Consider the following 15976-nt stretch of genomic DNA (forward strand, 5'->3'; position numbering starts at 1 on the left):
CCCTGGCGGTCGCACCACCATTTACATCCCAAATCCCCGATCACGAGCAAATCTCGTGTGGTGTTCTCCCTGTGTCACACACTCTTACGGGGACGCAGCGGAGGAGATACGTTTCACCCCACGGTAGGACGAGGAACCGCGCTGCTTTCTGTTTAGAAATCAGAACTGTAGATATCGAGCTCTGCTTCAAGATAGGCTTCGATACCCTCGTATTCGTTCTCGATGACTTCACAAAGTTCGCGGTTGAGAGAGAAGCCACCTCGAGTGATGTTTGCAGATCCTAGGTACACGTATTCGTCACAGATCACGGCTTTCGCATGGAGATCGTCAAGTTCGATGAGGGTAACGTGATCTGGTAGTCTGCGACGAAGATAGTCGTTGTGTGATTCGCCTTTCTTGACGATGATCATCACTTCCGTTTCTGGCAGCTGCTGGAGTGCCTTGGATAGACGAAGCGTACGCGCTTCGAAAGCGTTCGTGACCGGGAACTTGAGTTCCACGTCACTCATCCACGGCGAAACAATCGCGACCCGTCGGGCATGAACCAGCGTGTACCCGATGAAATACGCGAGGCTGTTAGAAGTCAATGAAAACGCTTGTACCATCTATCTCACCTGCGGGCGGAAGTTCTCGGTCGAACATGGCACTGGTAGCGTTTTCAGAGGGAACTGTAGTAAGGACAAAATCACGGAGTGCCTCGAGCACCACATAGCTTAACGAATCCTTCTGATCGTGCCCGGATATACATTCCGAGAGATGGAGGTTCTCGACGCAGCCGTCGATGTCCGGCGAATAGAACATCGTCTCGACGCGGTCGAGGTCATCGATATCGACCTCGAGTGCCGATACTTCGTCTTCTGGGAATTCGTCTGCACCGCCAACCTGCTCACGAGCGACGACGTGTTTGGTTCGGATTGCTTCGGCTAGAGTCACTCCTTCATCAGCTTCGAACTGCCGACAGCGATCGATGGTCGAAATGATTTCCTCCTCGACCCGGTCGACGACATCGTCGTAGAGTACCTCGAGATGTGATTCGATGAGGCCCCGTATCTGATCGTCTGCGGCGCTTTCAGCGATAACCTCGTCGACGAAATCTTCATCAGCCCATAGCCGTTCGGCGATCACCTGCTCGTTGTACATGAGCCGCGTAATCGCCTCGAGGACGGAACCGGGATCAGTCCGTAGTTCTTCGTATACCAGGTCCACGATCCCCTGTCCACCTTCAGAGCGTTCGAAGACGTAGACCTCGCCTTTCTCCTCGTCGAAGCCATAGAGCAACATCGTGGGATTGACGCTGCTCACATCTGCAGTCAGCTGTAAGAAGAAGTGAGCTGCCGTGTGATAGAGCAAGTGCTGGTAGTCTACTTCGTCGAGGTCCTTGTACTGGGCCACTTCAGCCCGAAGACCGTCTTCGACACTCTCGAGGAATGGTTCGATATCGAAGATGAGACCTCTCGTTTCGAGCTGGAAACCCAGTGGTGTATCTGGACTCGAGATTTCGCGCTGGAAGCGCTCTTTCGAACTATCAAAATGATAGCCGATGTCTGGACCCATTGGCTTCGCAGGTTTGATGTCGAGTGTGACTCCAGCAAGTTCGACAGCGGCTGTGAAATCTGAAAGCGTTAGAGTACCCGTAGCGTCCTCTGTAACCTGTTCTGTGACTCGAGTGTGGACGTTAGCGGTCGAGTGGATTTTGCCGTATTCGCGGTCGTCGTGGCGGAGACACACATCGAGATCAGTGAGGATCTGGAGACACTCGGGGCAGTACCGGACGATGTTGAGCGCCCGATCGCCCGTGAGATCAGTGATTTCGCTCGTGCGTATCGTATCCGGAACGAGCATTCCATCCCGTTCTTCTCCCGAGATGTCTTTCTTGAACTCGAATTCCACGCCGTCTTCAGTCACCCTCGTGTGTGGCAAGAACGCTTGCATTACACCCGAGTCTGACTGGTACTCGCTTCTGTACGGAGCGTACGTGCTTACAAGCTGGTCGATTGACTCTTCAGTTCCTTCATGGTCGTTCTCTCCACGGAAGACGGTAACGTATCGTCCAGTATCTCCGTAATAGTTGGGTGGGACGTACCAGACTTCTCTGGCGAGACAATCGCCGTCGACTCGCAGATAACGGTCGACGTAGTACGCTGCCCTCAGCAGATGTTTGACCGCGAACACGCTGAGATAGGGTGTGTAGTAGTCAACGTATTCCTCGAGTTCGCTTAGAGCGGATTGCAGGTAATATACCCGTCGCTGAGTGCGATAGAATTTAGCCAGCCTGTCATCGGAGGAGAGTGCGTCGAGTTGATCGACCGCTTGCTGAACCGCCTGGAGCTCATCCATGTTCACCGTTGGCACCGACCGGTCAGCCGCAGCGTTAGCAGCGGTCCGGAGGTGGATGAGATCGCCAGTACAACGGAAGACGTCCGCAAGAAGGACGGAGAAGTGCTCTACCCGCTCTGAAGGGGATCCTTCGGCCGACGAAGCTCTCTGACGGATGTTCTCGAGTGTGTCTCGTAGTTCGCGAGCGTTCTCTTCGTAGTTGGATTCTCCCGCTTCGCGAAGCACCGATTCATACCCCCCGGTCTGACCCAAGAAGGCCTTTACCAGCGTCAGAATTTCCTCCTGAACGTCATCGAGGTGTGAGTCGATGGCGTTCGATCCTCGGACGATTTCACCACCGTCGACGTCGAAGTAGCCTTCGATGTCTTCAAACTCGTCCTCGAGCTCTCGAACGTGTCTCGCGAGATCCGCACGGACCTCTTGAACGATCTCTTTCGATAACAGTGATTCACTCGTGACCTCAATGTCGAACTCTTCTTCGAAGAAAGCGCTCGGCTCATCGATCATGTGGTAAACGTGATCGAAGCCGAGGTCGTCGACGAGATACCCATCGAGAAACGCGAGATGGCTCTCACGCGATGTGATGTACTGATGGCGGTTTTCCCTGACCTCTGAGGCTCGGTTGTAGTACTTTCGGAGACATTCATGGATCCACTCGACGACGCTGTTGTCCGTTTTCAAAGGAGTTCGAATCTCTGATCCGAGGAACCGATCGGCCCGATAGAACATGTTGGCGTCTCCGGTGAGATTCGAGAGGAAGACGACGATGTGTGCATCCATTCCCGGTTCTCTCGCTGCTCGACCCGCTCGCTGGAGGAACGACGAAAGGTTCCATGGCGTTCGATACTGGGTAACGATTTTGATCTCTCCGACGTCGATTCCAACCTCGAGGAACGATGTTGACAGGAGGACATCGCTCTTCGATGCCGACTCAGAGTCAAATCCTGCATCCGAGTAGACTGGCATGAGCGACAATGGTTCGTCGATGAACGCGTGATCCATCTGATCGGCAAGCCACGGCCAGTCGTCGGTCGCATCACGATCAGTGTGATACCGCCAGAGTTCGCGGTCTCTATCGGCATCTTCGAGCTGAATCCGTTTTTGATTCACCTGCGAGATACTGTCGATGAACCCCAGGAGCTTGCTGCGATCACCGTTTTCGTCCTCGAGAAGGCTGTGACCCAGCATCATGTGCTGCTGGATGGACATCGGAGCCGCACCGGGGCCATCGCTATCCGCGAGCAGGAAGTAGTAGTGCTCGTAGTCGTCGTGATCCTCATCGAAGTCAGACGCGGGCGGTTCTTCCGTTTCGATGTTGTCAGATGAAACGTCAAAAAGACGCTTTCCGAACCGGTTCGCATTATCGATTGTTGCACTCGATCCTAACCACAGGATCGGATCATCAGATGCGTCGTTTACGTTCTTGATTACGTTGGCTGCATGCGATCCCCGTAGCTGGGTGTAGAGGTGAACCTCGTCAAGGACGATCGTGTCGATCAGGTCGACCAGCGGGTAATTCGGTTTGAGAGCGAAGCCCTCGAGAGACTCGAGGGTCGTGAGGATAATATCTGGCTGGTTGTTCGAGACGAGTTCCTTTCGAGCGAGAACCAGATCACGGTCAGTGAATGTGTGTTCTTCAGGGTGTTGCTCACACCGCAGTTCGTAGGATCTGGACGAACCGTGGAATTCCAGTGCGTTTGATTCATCTCCACACCAGCAGTTCGTTAGTCTGAATCGCGGGGGAACCTGCGATTGATCGAAAAAGCGCTCATTGCCGGAAACGTCACCGAGCTCGTATGGCTGCTGACCGACGTAGACACCTGCCGATAGTTCGTCCCCAGTCTTCTCACGGATAGTGTAGATGTGTTCGAGGATTCGTCCAAGTTGATCCTGGAGCAGTGCTCGGCTCGGATAGACGATTGCAACGGACTCCTGACGTCCTTCGCGAAGAAGTTGATAGAGTGGTCCGAGGAACGCTTCTGTCTTCCCGAATCCAGTGGGTGCTGAAAAAATTGCGGCTTTGGTCCGACCATCCTCTCGTTGGGCACGCTCAAGAGTGTCGACCGTTTGCCAGCTGTTGATCTGGAAGTCTAGTGGATCGAAGCCGAAAATATCGATGATATCGTTGACGAACTGGTTGTTGCCGTCGTACGGTGTCGTTTGACGACGCTTCTGTTGCTGCGAGGCGTATTTCAATGCACCTGTGAGGAACGCTGCATCATCCTGTTCAGTGTCGAACAGCTGGCGATTATGGAGGAAAGACTGGATGAGGGGCCTGACCTCTGGATTTAGACGACCTGGATCAGTGTTCCGATCGATATGTTTCATGTGATAGAGATCCGAGTTACTTCGTTGTGTTCAATGCGACTGTATGAACGTTTCCCTCATCAGTAAAGGAATAGACCCGATCAATAGACTGATGGCGGTGTTTCTTATTCGTCTAGTTTAGAGATACTATTAGGTATGGGAGAATTCGCTACAGCAGTACAGAACCATCTTCACGAGCAGCTTGCTACGTCATATACAGGGTTTGAATGGAAGACAGAACACAACATAGCTGGAACCCCTGTCGACGTTGCTGGACTTGATGATGAGACACTGATTCTCATCGAGCTAGAGTGGCGCCGAGCTGATCCAGCGGATAATTCTGCGAAGTTGTTCCGTCATTTGAGCACGGGTACGATAGAAGCTTCAGAGGTCGTTGTTTTCCAAGTCTTCACGGGATACTACGATCTTACTCGAGGTGGCATTTCATCGAAGCGGAAAAACGCCGAATTCGTTGGTCGCGTCGCAAGCGACGCAATTGACTATCTTTCCTACTATCCAGTCGATTTTGATTTTGAGCCGCCAAAGCGTGGTGAAGAATGGCCAGATAGTTGTCAGGTAGCTGGAGATGCAGCAGTGAATGAAATACAAAATCAGTTCGAGACACATCATTGACCCCTTCGTAGGACGACAGTTTGGGCCGTAGTAGGTAGCGTTTTAATACCGCCTTGCCAAAATGCTAGGTATAAACCACGAACGAGTGTCATGATGGAAATCTTGGCTTCGATTGTTTCTTCTCTCAACGGCGGTCAGCGCAGCCAAGGCTGGCAATCAACGGCAGCTTCGGCACAACTCATTGCAGATGGGGGAAAGGAAGTGGATGAATCTGAAGACAGTACTGAAGAGGTCGGTGGCTTTGTTTTCGGACAGGTAGAGGAGCGAACTGATTCGAATTCATCAACCCACAGTGAAAGAGAGAGAAGAGATGCTACGGTTCTCTCTTCGGAAGCACAGGCGCGATTAGCAGACCTAATCAATCTCCAACCAACGAAGAACAACGAACTGCAGGAGCGTTGGAACCTAGATTCTGGAAGTGAGGTTCATCAGTACCTCGAGTCAGAGCTGAAATCGTATTACTACCGTGATGAAAATAGCCTCATCCGAGCCACTGATAGTGCAGAGCAGCTTCTGAACGATGAACCAGAAAGTTCGACTAAGAAAGGGACGTCTGAAGACGAACCCTCCAGTACAGATTCCACGTCTGATGGATCTATTGACCTGCAAGAACGCGATCTCGTCATCGAATTAGTTTCTCTCACCCAAGAGATGGCGCGGCTTCCCACGGCAAGCGAGGTTAATGATCAGTGTCGCTACACCCACCAGGAATACCGCGAGGTGTTCGGATCGCTGGTTACCGCGTACAAGCAGGCTGGTATCGTCCCCGAAGACGTTTCAGAGGCAGAACTCACGACCTATGCAACAGGGAAATCGTCAGACAAGAACGGGAGTGAGGCGAAGTCAACGTCGGATACTTCCCCACCTAGTTCTGCGTCTTCTGGTCAGGAAGGCGCGAATACAGAAGAAGTGACAGCTCACTCCGGTGTGTCAAGCAAGCTTGAGAAGCCCGCAACACAGGAACAGACGAAAGACCGTATTGGACAAGTAGAGGTGACCGAGGACGCGCTTGTCAAAGAGATACAGCGTTTTGCGGAGATAATTGATGAGCCTCCGACTGAAGAATTGGTCATTTCCTACGGCGAGTACGAATCGACAGCCTATGAAACGGTTTTCGAGTCGTGGGATCAAACACTCGAGGAAGCTGGATTCAATCCTGCAGACGTCCCGGATTGGAGTGATCGAAAGTACACGAATGCGGAAATCCTTGGTGAGATTTCGGACTTAGCGGAGGAACTCGGCCACCCACCGACGACAACTGAAATGAATAAGTACGGTGATGTCACTGGTGGAATTGGGTCTCTTCGATTCGGATCGTGGGCCAATGCGATCAGTCTCGCTGGACTCGATTCTGACGAGCGATCGTCAATCCAAAAAGCTACGGCTGCCAGCGATGGTCAATCTGGTAGTTCTACAGCTGATAGCGAGGGTTCTGCTGAAGAGATTACTGGTACCTCAGAGCCCACGGACGCTAATGCTGAGGAGTCGAGTTTCGAGGAACTAACAAGCGTCAGTGGCGTACTCAAATCAGATGCAATTGCTCTCGCTGAAGCGGGGTATGCGTCAAGAAAAGCACTAAAAGAGGCCTCTGCTGACGATCTCCAGAAGGTAGAGAAGATCAACCTTCAGCTCGCGTTGCGAATCAAAGCCGACGTTGAGGAATAGTCAGTATTGTCTATACAGTTATCAAGAAAATCATCACTCATAGCGGCATTTTGGGGGAAATGTATCCGCTGCCGGTTGGCGGGATAGGAACTACAGCGACCAGATATTGACGGCAGCGCCGCCATCTCTTCTGACCGCTAGTCGACCTCGGCGAGTCACTACTTCAAGTAGTTGTCAGCGACATCGTTCGCCATCGCATATGTTGACGTGATGTAGTACGGGTCGCGCTTCTGCACGTACGGGTCGTCGTTGGTGGCAGGGCTGTGTGATCCGGTTCACCGCGTCGGTGATCGTCGTCACGTGCGGGCGGCCCTGAATAGTCGTTATCAGTAGCTCCCGGACGTGATCGTCCACCTTGTCGTGATGGTTCGTGTTTATGTAATCCTCGAGCACTTGGTAGGTGATCAGACCGAGCTAGACCCACTGCTCGCCCTCCTCACCGTTTCTCAAGGGCGTGTCGGAATCCGGACTGAAGGCGATCGGGAAGATAGACGAGCTGATCAACGGCCCGGCCCCGGTGATCGTCGTGCTGGGAGAGATGGGCGCGGGGAAGACCGACTTCGCGTGCCTACTCGCACAGCGGTGGCGAACGCTCCATCAGGAGAACTCGCTACCCGGAACGAACATCCGCTAGCTCGAAGAGAAAAACCGCTGGGTAGACGATGATGGCGATGCACAGGACGGTTGGATTCCCGACTACGGGACGCTCATGGAATGGGTCGAGCAGGACGGCGATCCCCTCGAGCACAGCCAGCGCGACAAGCTCTTCATTGGCGACGAGTTCTCGAGTGCAGCGAGCGGAACCGGAAAACAGGGCTACCAGACCCGCCAGAAGATGGCCCCCTCGTCAACAAGATCCGCAAGTACGGTGGCGAGCTCATCAACATTGCACGCGGCGAACGGTCGATCCGTCCGATGCTCTGGCGCGTCGGCACGGTCGTCAAGAAGGTCTCGCAAAAGAAGGCTGATATCGCCGACTCGATCAAGGGTGGACGACTCGCCGATATTCAGGGTAAGGTTGAGGGAGTCCCACCAACGGATCTCCGATACAACACGAAAGAGGCGAGGGATTGGAGCTGGTCGGAGTACGGAGAGGAAACGTAGGAGATAGGGCCGGACGAGGCGGCCAAGATGACAGCGATCTGGACCGCTATCCGCTGCAAAGAGAACGGGATGACGGATCGTGAAACCGCTCAGTTCGTGCCGTACAGCCACGGATGGGTGAATTCACGGTGGAACGAATATCGCAAAGAGGGAAAGCACGCTGAGACGCTTGGCAAAGTGGAGGAAGTAATCGGATGACCGCGACGAGGTGGTCGGCTGGTTATGGTTACGCACCCCCGTTTAGTGGACCCTCAGCCCCATCGCTCGCTCCCACAGGGAGCAAAGCGACCGATGGGCCTCGTCGAGAGACGAGGAGGTTTTGTTATGAACTTTGAAGTACCGACGGACCTGTTCCAACCTATGGAATTGGATGTTAGTATATCACTTCCATCACTGTGGGGCGATACAACGTTTGAACAGGATGAATGGGGACATCTAAACTTCCTAATTGGTCCTAACGGAACTGGCAAATCCCTTTTTGCGGAAGAATTAGAAGATTACATTAGCTCGTGGGGGAAATTTTATGTTCGGTACCTCAATGCCGAACGTCTTAGTGGCATGGAGAGACAAGCATATGGTCAATATAGCCGAACTAATCTTCAACGGGGATTCAGCCTGAATAGCGAACAGGCATATCTGAACCAAGCCCAGAATCAAGGACTCTCATCAGATGCTTACATTCTATTACGTGATAAGCCAGACCTTCGGACCCGAATACAAGCAATCTTAACCGAGTTCTTTGACCGAGAAATTAATTTAGTGGTTGAAGGTGGTTATCTACAACCCAAAATGCGGGATTCAAAAAGTTCCGATACCTATGATCTAAGGCAAGACGAATCCCATGGTCTAAAGGAATTGATCTCTCTACTAACCATCATTCATGATGATTCGAATGATATTTTGATTATTGATGAACCAGAACTCCATCTCCATCCTCAATATCAACGATTCCTCCTTCAGGAGATGCGGAAACTCGCTGGTCCCCCAGGGGAAGGGCGTTCTAAGGCATTCTTTATTATTACGCATTCGCCCTCTATGGTGGAATTCCGGAGTATAAGGGACTTGACCAACGTGTATTCATTCAGAAGTCGGTCCCAGCCACCCTTTTCTATTGACGAATTTGATGACGAAGATGAGTATCATATCCAGCGACTTCTCCCTAGGTTGAATACACGTCATAAAGAGGTGCTATTTTCACGTAGACCTATTTTGGTCGAAGGATATACAGATGAGCAAATATACATTCACGCGATCGAAAAGCATCATGAGATCGCTGATGATCCTGAATCGGCGTTAATAGGTGTGGGTGGAAAAAACGATATTGATGCCTTCCTACGTTTCTGTTGCAACTTAGGGCTTCAGCCCCGATTTATTGCTGATTTGGATACCTTGTTCAGTGGAAACCTCATCCAGACCACGGCTCAATTTGACAGGGTTAGGGAGAAGGCCCAAAATTCCGGACTTGATTCCGATCTAATGAACGCGATTGGAACTGTCAAACAAAAATTAAACAATTTTGTAGATAGTATACAAGAAGATGATGAAATATCTACCCGTGACGAAATAGTGCAGGAGTTGAAAGAGGAACTCGATGCTACTGAGGAGTCAGCTAAACAGCAGTACATGATGCTTCGAGCGCTATACATTAAACAAGATGCATTCACCCCTTTATTGGACTCAGGAGCGGTGAGATTTGTACAGGGTAGAGTCGACCAGATTCTCGATCTCCTTGATGAGTGCGGTTATTATATATTGAGAAAAGGAGAATTAGAAGATTACTTACGGAACGACCAATCGTTTGTTAGTCTAAGTCAAAAAAGAAAGAGTCAACTATTTGAGGGGGCAAGGACAGATCTATTGGATACCCAAAATGGCGATGAAGTGGGAGACATAATCGGTGAACTTGAGTGTGTTCTTCTGGACATATTCGGAGAGTCTGAGATAAATCTAGTCAAATATCTAGAAGAGCCAATTTCTAATTGGGTGCATGACGTACAATGGGCAATTCGTGAAGAGCAGATAAATTCCATAGATGAATTGCGTTCTCATGATGAAGTTGGCGAAGAACAGTATGGCCGTCTATTTGAAGTAGAGAACTTGGAGATTAGCGAAACTGGTTTTAATTGCCGAATCCGCCTTGACCCTGCACTAGACCCAGAAGAGCGCACTTGGAATTTTTCAGAAACGGATAGTCCAGCCTCTATTAACCTCGAAAGATAGCTATATTACCGAATCTCTTGCCATTCTAGCTGATTTAAATCAGTTTCCGAACGGAGAAATGTTCAGTCCACATTTAATGTTTGAGAACCCTTTCATCGCGCCGAGTGTGCAAAATATGCGTTGTGTATTCAGCGTAGCTGCTGGAGTTAATAATTTATTGGTATTTTCAATACATATTATAATGTCTGTGGACATCCACTAATTGTTTTATTTTGAAGCCCGCGGGTCGGGTAGAGAGTGTTTCGGCGATCTCCCAGCGTTGATCAGGGGTGAGATCTTCCCTTTCGAGGACTTGACATGCGGCGGTAACCAGTTTCGGCACGTCGCCACATGCTGAGACGACGGATTTCGTTTTGTGCAGTCGTAGAAGTCCGCTGTTCGGTCTATCGCGTCGTTCCGGTATGCGTAGTCGCCGTCGGTTCGGATTCGTATACTCGTACACACGAAACCCACAATCCTAGTTTTTTCGTCTATCTGGAGCGGCCCATAGCCCACGAAACGGGGGTATTTTGTCACTTTATCAGACTCGTTGCGGGCCCGATCGGGGCCATCGTTACTCAATATGCACACGAGGTTTCGCGACTCGTGTACATATTCGGGAAACCGGATTTATCGACGTATAACCGGTGGACATCAAGAAAGAATTAGATAGATCAGTTGGACTAAGCTGGTTCTGCCAATTCTTGGCGCTTCCTGATATCATACATATCTTCTAACTGGTTCGATGCGAAACTTGATGATGCAAACCAAAGCGGTGCTCCTGTTGCAATCCCTTCTAGCAGACCCAGATACCAAATAATGGTAGTGCTAACTGATATACTACAAATAAATCCAAAACATATTGCCAATCCTAGCCGAACCATCTTTTTCTTCTCTTCAGTAAGACTGTCCGAAAAATCTCCTGAATTTAGTACAGCAGCAAGAATGTGTTCAGAGACAGACAACCAACCAATACGCGAGATCCGCCTTACGTGTTGATGTGACCGGGTAGACCGCATAAAAATTGAGTCTATGATAGAAGGTAGAGAGTTTATATAGAGTGGGGTTGAATAAAAATGGTTAGGGATGTATTTGGGTTTAACCACACACTGAAAGGAATTTTTCCTCCATTCCTGTACTCTCCGTTTAGGGGGCAAGTTGATTGCAGCCATATCTTGTCCATCCAGACCTTTTGGTATGATCCTGGGTCGTGGATTAAGACCAAATATTAGACTAGAGGATGGTTCAACTTCCTGTTCGAAGGGAAGGTGAAAGCGTATCACACAACAGGTAGCATAGGTGCGCTTTCAAAAAACTATTTGGAATCATTAACTTTTACCTACCAAAATATGGTTTTATTAAAGTTGCAAGTACAGAGACGCATGATTTCGAGAGATTTTATTTCTGCTCTGCTGCCGCGGAGCGGTGCGGTGTATTTTGATGATGTGGCCTTAGCCACACCCCTAACGGGGAACCCGACGGCCCCCGTCGTGGTTCCCCGTCAGGAGTGGCCGGGGCTCGTCCCCGGCCACCCTCCCGCTGCGCGCCGATCGGCACCCAGACCGGGCTACTACGCGCGAAAAACGGCGAAATAACGGGTGTAGAATAGTGTTGCCACTGGTCGGCCCGGCGCTACAGCCAGCGCCAGGCCGCGCTCTTACCGCGCTCGCCGAGGTCGACCTGTGCAGAGCGGAACCGAGCGGGATCTTTTCCGGCTTCCGTCCACAGTCGGTAGGCCTCTTTCAGACGAGCCTGGACGTTCTCAACGCTCTGGAGTCGAAACAGTACCCGCGCTTCCTGCCGGTCGTCAACGTCGACGCCGCACTTCGCACACCAGGCTACCAGCGCGCTCGTCGTCTCGTCGATCCCACGCTCGGCTGCCTCGTCGGTCCGGCTTCGACGGCTCGCCGAGTCGCATCACGCGCTTGCTCAACAGCGTCGTGGACCATCTCGGCGACGTGGTTCGATCGAAGCGAGACCGAACCATACTCGGACTCGACCAGCTCGGGAATCCGTTTCAACGCTCGTCGCACGCTATCGACGTGGCGACCGTGTTCCTCGGCAATATCTTGGGGAGACACCTGACCTCCATCGGTCACCAGCGTCTCGAGGGCTTCCCATTCGACTGGGGAAAGCCCATCCGAGAGGTGTTTCACGACGACGCTCTCTTGCGTTTCGCGTATCCGAGTGAGATCGAGTGAGACGACGTTTACCTCCTGTTCTTCGGTTGGATCGAAGTAGGCATCCGCGACGAACGGACCATGCCCATCGCCGCGATCGTCGTCCGCAGGGTGAACCGGAAGGCCAGCGTCGGCCATCACCGAACACACCGTCTCGTCCAGCTGCGTTATCAGCTCCTCGAGGCCGTCGTCGGTGACGCCGATCGTCTCGTCCCACCGACTCACCTGATACGACGGCTCCAAGCTTCGGGTTCTCCAGTGTCTCATCATCGTCCATTCCGGCAGCCTCGCGGCTATAGTAGTGTTTCACCCACGGGGAAACGTATGGCTCGGGAACCCCTCAGCGACGTGTCTCGGTCCGAGTGTGACCGTGTGATAGTAGCCGGGCAAGTGGCGCCCCTTCTCGTCGCGTTCGTTCTGGACGAGTTTCCGACACCCGTCTCGAGCGTGGACCGGACCGGATCGGTCGCTGTCCAATCGAACGTACCGCTCGGCGTCCTGTTCGTTGCTGAACGAGTGGGGGCGATCGAAGTACCGACGGTGGATTCCGACCGACTCCGCAGCTCGGCAAAGCAGTTTAGTTACGATCTGTTGAAAGGTACTTCGAATAACCTTTGTGTAGTTAGGAGAGAGATAGCTTGACGTAGCTTTCTAGATCAGACTCGCGAAGTTCTTCAATTTGATCGTCAGTCAACGAGTCGAGGTATAATGGATCGTCCGATAAGAGGTCGTCAACGATCGGTTCAATCGGAGTTCCCTCATATGGGCCGAAGATATCGTCTCGAGCCTCTTCGAAAAACCGTCGCATATCTCGTCCGAATTCTGCAGCGTTCGATTTGTGAGCCTCAAGGCTGTCGTCTTCACCTCGGTACACATGACCTTTCCAGTCCCAGTTGTCTAAGAGTTCGTCGATAGCAGTGATCTTTTCCTCACTAACTCGTTCGACACGACTGTTGAGTCGCTGCATACCGTTGACCATACTGTTCATGTTGATCCGTTCTTCGTGGATCTTGTTGCTAACCTGCCGTTCCTGATCCTCGACCAACTCTTCTACATTATCAATTATCGAGTTCAGCTCTTCGTACTCGTTATTCTCGAGGTGGCGACGAGCGTTTTGGACTGCTTCCTTTGCCTCCTGATCGATCTCAATCGTGGTTTGGAGAAACTCCCCAGCAAGAACTTGCTGGAGAACGGTTTCCTCCATTGTTTCCGCAATTTCATCGAGGCGGCTTTCGAGTTTCTTGTGACGATACTGCTGATAGATATCCTCGATTTGTTCTTCGAACGACTTCGATTCAGTTGACATAGTGGTCACTCACCTCCACAAACCGGCCACCAAGACGCTCTTTCCCTGCATCACCCTCGTTAATCTCGAGGGGAACGTTCTGATACTGGTTGACGACCGGCATCACCGTTAACTTCTGACTGATCAGCGCCGCGCGGATCCGTTCCGCTCGGTCGCCATCTCGAAGTTCCATCGCACGGATCGCTGCATCTACGGATTCATCGATATCCTCCTGAGAGTGCCGACAGAATTTTCCAAGTTCTTCGATGAAATCGGGGTTCACATCATCGTACGTTTCGAGGCTCTCATAGAGATCCGTGATCCTGTCGAGGTCGACGCCGGCGAACTCTGTGGAGACCGTTTCGACGGCCTCGTCGTCGAACTCACGTTCGCTGATCTCGTCAAGTTCACGTCGGACATCGTACATCGCGTGGGCGAAGTCCTTTAGCGATTTTCTCGTGTCGAACCGCACTCGGCTCTCGATGTTGTTGATGTACCCGCGTCCAAGCATCGTCAGGACGTCGTATGGCTCGGAGCGCTCCATCCGTTGGCGGACAGCAGGGACGTCAAGGCTCCCGGACGAGATTGCAAGTAACTCACCCATCATCCGCTCGATGTCGTCTGCGTACTCCATCGCAGATTCAATATGTTCGTACTCTTCTGGCGGTAGTGCTGCCTTCAGTTGTTCCCGAAGTTGTGAGTCCACGGAGAACTCTTCGTCACTCTCAAATCGATCATTGAGGTTTTCTGGGGTGGGATCCGTCCACGGCGAATCTAATAGGCACAGGTGGGTGTACGACGCGAGAACGAAATCGGTGAAGTCGTACTTGGCGTGTTGCTTATAGAATACGCTGTCGTCCTCGAGGTACGTGTCGATGATTTTCTGCCGCCACTGGTGGGCGTAATCGGTCAGCTGCGTACCCAGCTTTTCTAGCGTCTCCTCGAGGTCAGCGGTATTTTTCTTCTCGACTCGCCTGACACCGAACTCGACGAGCGTTCGAAGATCCGATCTCCGGAACTCGTGTCGATCGATGACGATCTGGTCTGGATCCGGGGATTCAGTACCGTCTGGGTAAACGAACGGGTACTTCTGGCTACTGAGGTTGTATTCCAACGGTTGTCCCTCGTAGAGACGATATTCGTCCGTCAGCTCTTCGAGCAAGTCACGGAGAGCGGTTTTGATGTATCGATCAGTCTCCGGGTGATCAGTCGGACTGTCAAGCCAAGAGTCGATCGTCGCCTTTTGATCATCGATCGTCTGCTCGAGAACGGACTTCTCTTCGACCTGGGTTTCTTTCGTTTTCGTCGTTCCTGTTTTCGTCGTAGTCGTGACTTCACCACTGGCACCGGATTCTGCGACGAGTACCTGTTGAGATTGCTGATCGACCGTTATCTGCTCTGGAAGCTCATCCGGATCTTCAGGAATGAGACCGAACGCATCGGCGAACCGCTTGTCGATGACGATCGCTGGATTCTCGCCGCTCCGGTCGATGGTGCCGTACCACTTCGCGAAGTCGGCGAACTCCTCTGCATCTTCGTAGACTTCGTCCGCGGCGGAGACTTTGTTCGTCAGACTTCGGAGAGCGCTCGCACTCGAGGGAGCATCGACGAATCCCTCGTGGTACTCCTCGAGCACCTCGAAGACGGTCATAATGAACTCTCGGGGTGATTGCTGGCTCTCATCCAGACCAGTGTATAGTCGGTAGAGGAAGGTCTGGTTGAAGGGGAACAAGTCGCGGAACGACTCGTCACAGAAGTTACACCGAGCACAGATCGACCCGGACGGCGCTTCTTTGAGTGTCAGATCACCGGAGTCGTTCTCTTCGTATCTGACGCTGTCGTCGAACGACTTGATATAGCCGAGATACGGCCGAACGAAGTCGACGGCGGTGTCTTCGTCCAGGAAGAGCACGCAGTTTGAATTACGCTCGTTCGTTTGGAAGAACTCGAAGCGATCTTCGGCAGTCTGCGTGTGCAAGACGCCAGTCGAATCGCGAGTACCGGCAGCGATGAAGTCCCAGTTATCACTCCCCTTGTCTCGCTCCATGTAGTTCCGGAGTTTCTCGGCTTCCATCGCCGTGATAGAGAAGTCCTCGAAGATGATGACTGGCCGCGTATCCGTAAACTGGCTGCCGACGTGCTCGAGGACATCGTCGAGCGACGCAGTGTTGTATCGGTCACGGACTTCCCGCCACAGTTCCTGGTTGAACGCATCGACCGCTTCCTCTATACCGACAGACTGCTGGAAGATTTGTAGCTCATCTCG

At 52.0% G+C, this 15976-nt stretch carries 10 protein-coding genes and 3 pseudogenes; 7 read left to right on the forward strand and 6 right to left on the reverse strand.

Going from position 1 to position 15976, the window contains the following annotated elements:
- Positions 1–152: 152 nt before the first annotated feature.
- Both NDI89_RS20470 and NDI89_RS20475 read right to left on the reverse strand, forming a co-directional pair.
- On the reverse strand, positions 153–605 hold the full coding sequence (locus NDI89_RS20470) for a phospholipase D-like domain-containing protein (protein ID WP_277524415.1): 453 nt from the start codon (positions 603–605) through the stop codon (positions 153–155).
- Positions 577–4665, reverse strand: coding sequence for a DEAD/DEAH box helicase (locus tag NDI89_RS20475; RefSeq protein WP_277524417.1), 4089 nt, complete (start codon positions 4663–4665; stop codon positions 577–579). Before NDI89_RS20475 ends, NDI89_RS20470 begins: the two co-directional genes overlap by 29 nt.
- Positions 4666–4800: 135 nt before the next feature.
- On the opposite strand from NDI89_RS20475, the gene NDI89_RS20480 reads away from it, so the two are divergent.
- The 6 genes and pseudogenes from NDI89_RS20480 (at position 4801) to NDI89_RS20505 (ending at position 10266) form a co-directional block, all read left to right on the forward strand.
- Positions 4801–5277, forward strand: a complete 477-nt coding sequence (locus tag NDI89_RS20480) for a hypothetical protein (protein WP_277524419.1) — start codon at positions 4801–4803, stop codon at positions 5275–5277.
- 357 nt (positions 5278–5634) lie between these two features.
- Positions 5635–5805, forward strand: a pseudogene (locus NDI89_RS20485) (DUF5797 family protein); the annotation flags it as partial.
- A gap of 123 nt (positions 5806–5928) precedes the next feature.
- The gene (locus NDI89_RS20490; protein WP_277524466.1) at positions 5929–6942 is read left to right on the forward strand and encodes a homing endonuclease associated repeat-containing protein; all 1014 of its coding nucleotides are present in this window, start codon (positions 5929–5931) and stop codon (positions 6940–6942) included.
- Between the two features lie 454 nt (positions 6943–7396).
- Positions 7397–7576, forward strand: coding sequence for a hypothetical protein (locus NDI89_RS20495; protein ID WP_277524422.1), 180 nt, complete (start codon positions 7397–7399; stop codon positions 7574–7576).
- A gap of 281 nt (positions 7577–7857) precedes the next feature.
- Positions 7858–8046, forward strand: a complete 189-nt coding sequence (locus NDI89_RS20500) for a hypothetical protein (RefSeq protein WP_277524424.1) — start codon at positions 7858–7860, stop codon at positions 8044–8046.
- Between the two features lie 360 nt (positions 8047–8406).
- Positions 8407–10266 (forward strand): ATP-dependent nuclease, encoded by a 1860-nt coding sequence (locus NDI89_RS20505; protein WP_277524426.1) that lies wholly within the window; start codon positions 8407–8409, stop codon positions 10264–10266.
- Positions 10267–10432: 166 nt separating this feature from the next.
- On the opposite strand, the pseudogene NDI89_RS20510 reads toward NDI89_RS20505, so the two are convergent.
- From NDI89_RS20510 to NDI89_RS20525, 4 genes and pseudogenes are all read right to left on the reverse strand, one after another.
- Positions 10433–10698: pseudogene (locus NDI89_RS20510) on the reverse strand (DUF7692 domain-containing protein).
- Positions 10699–12083: 1385 nt separating this feature from the next.
- Positions 12084–13034, reverse strand: a pseudogene (locus tag NDI89_RS24160) (DUF7845 domain-containing protein).
- A 13-nt stretch (positions 13035–13047) separates the two neighbouring features.
- Positions 13048–13731, reverse strand: coding sequence for a hypothetical protein (locus NDI89_RS20520; RefSeq protein ID WP_277524430.1), 684 nt, complete (start codon positions 13729–13731; stop codon positions 13048–13050).
- On the reverse strand, positions 13721–15361 hold the full coding sequence (locus NDI89_RS20525; RefSeq protein WP_277524432.1) for a hypothetical protein: 1641 nt from the start codon (positions 15359–15361) through the stop codon (positions 13721–13723). Before NDI89_RS20525 ends, NDI89_RS20520 begins: the two co-directional genes overlap by 11 nt.
- Positions 15362–15646: 285 nt before the next feature.
- Here NDI89_RS20525 and NDI89_RS20530 point away from each other — a divergent pair, with 285 nt between their 5' ends.
- Complete coding sequence (locus NDI89_RS20530) at positions 15647–15967, forward strand: hypothetical protein (RefSeq protein ID WP_277524434.1); 321 nt, start codon at positions 15647–15649, stop codon at positions 15965–15967.
- The last annotated feature ends 9 nt before the right edge of the window (positions 15968–15976 follow it).

The organism is Natrinema salsiterrestre (assembly GCF_029502005.1).
GTDB classification, from domain to species: Archaea; Halobacteriota; Halobacteria; order Halobacteriales; family Natrialbaceae; genus Natrinema; species Natrinema salsiterrestre.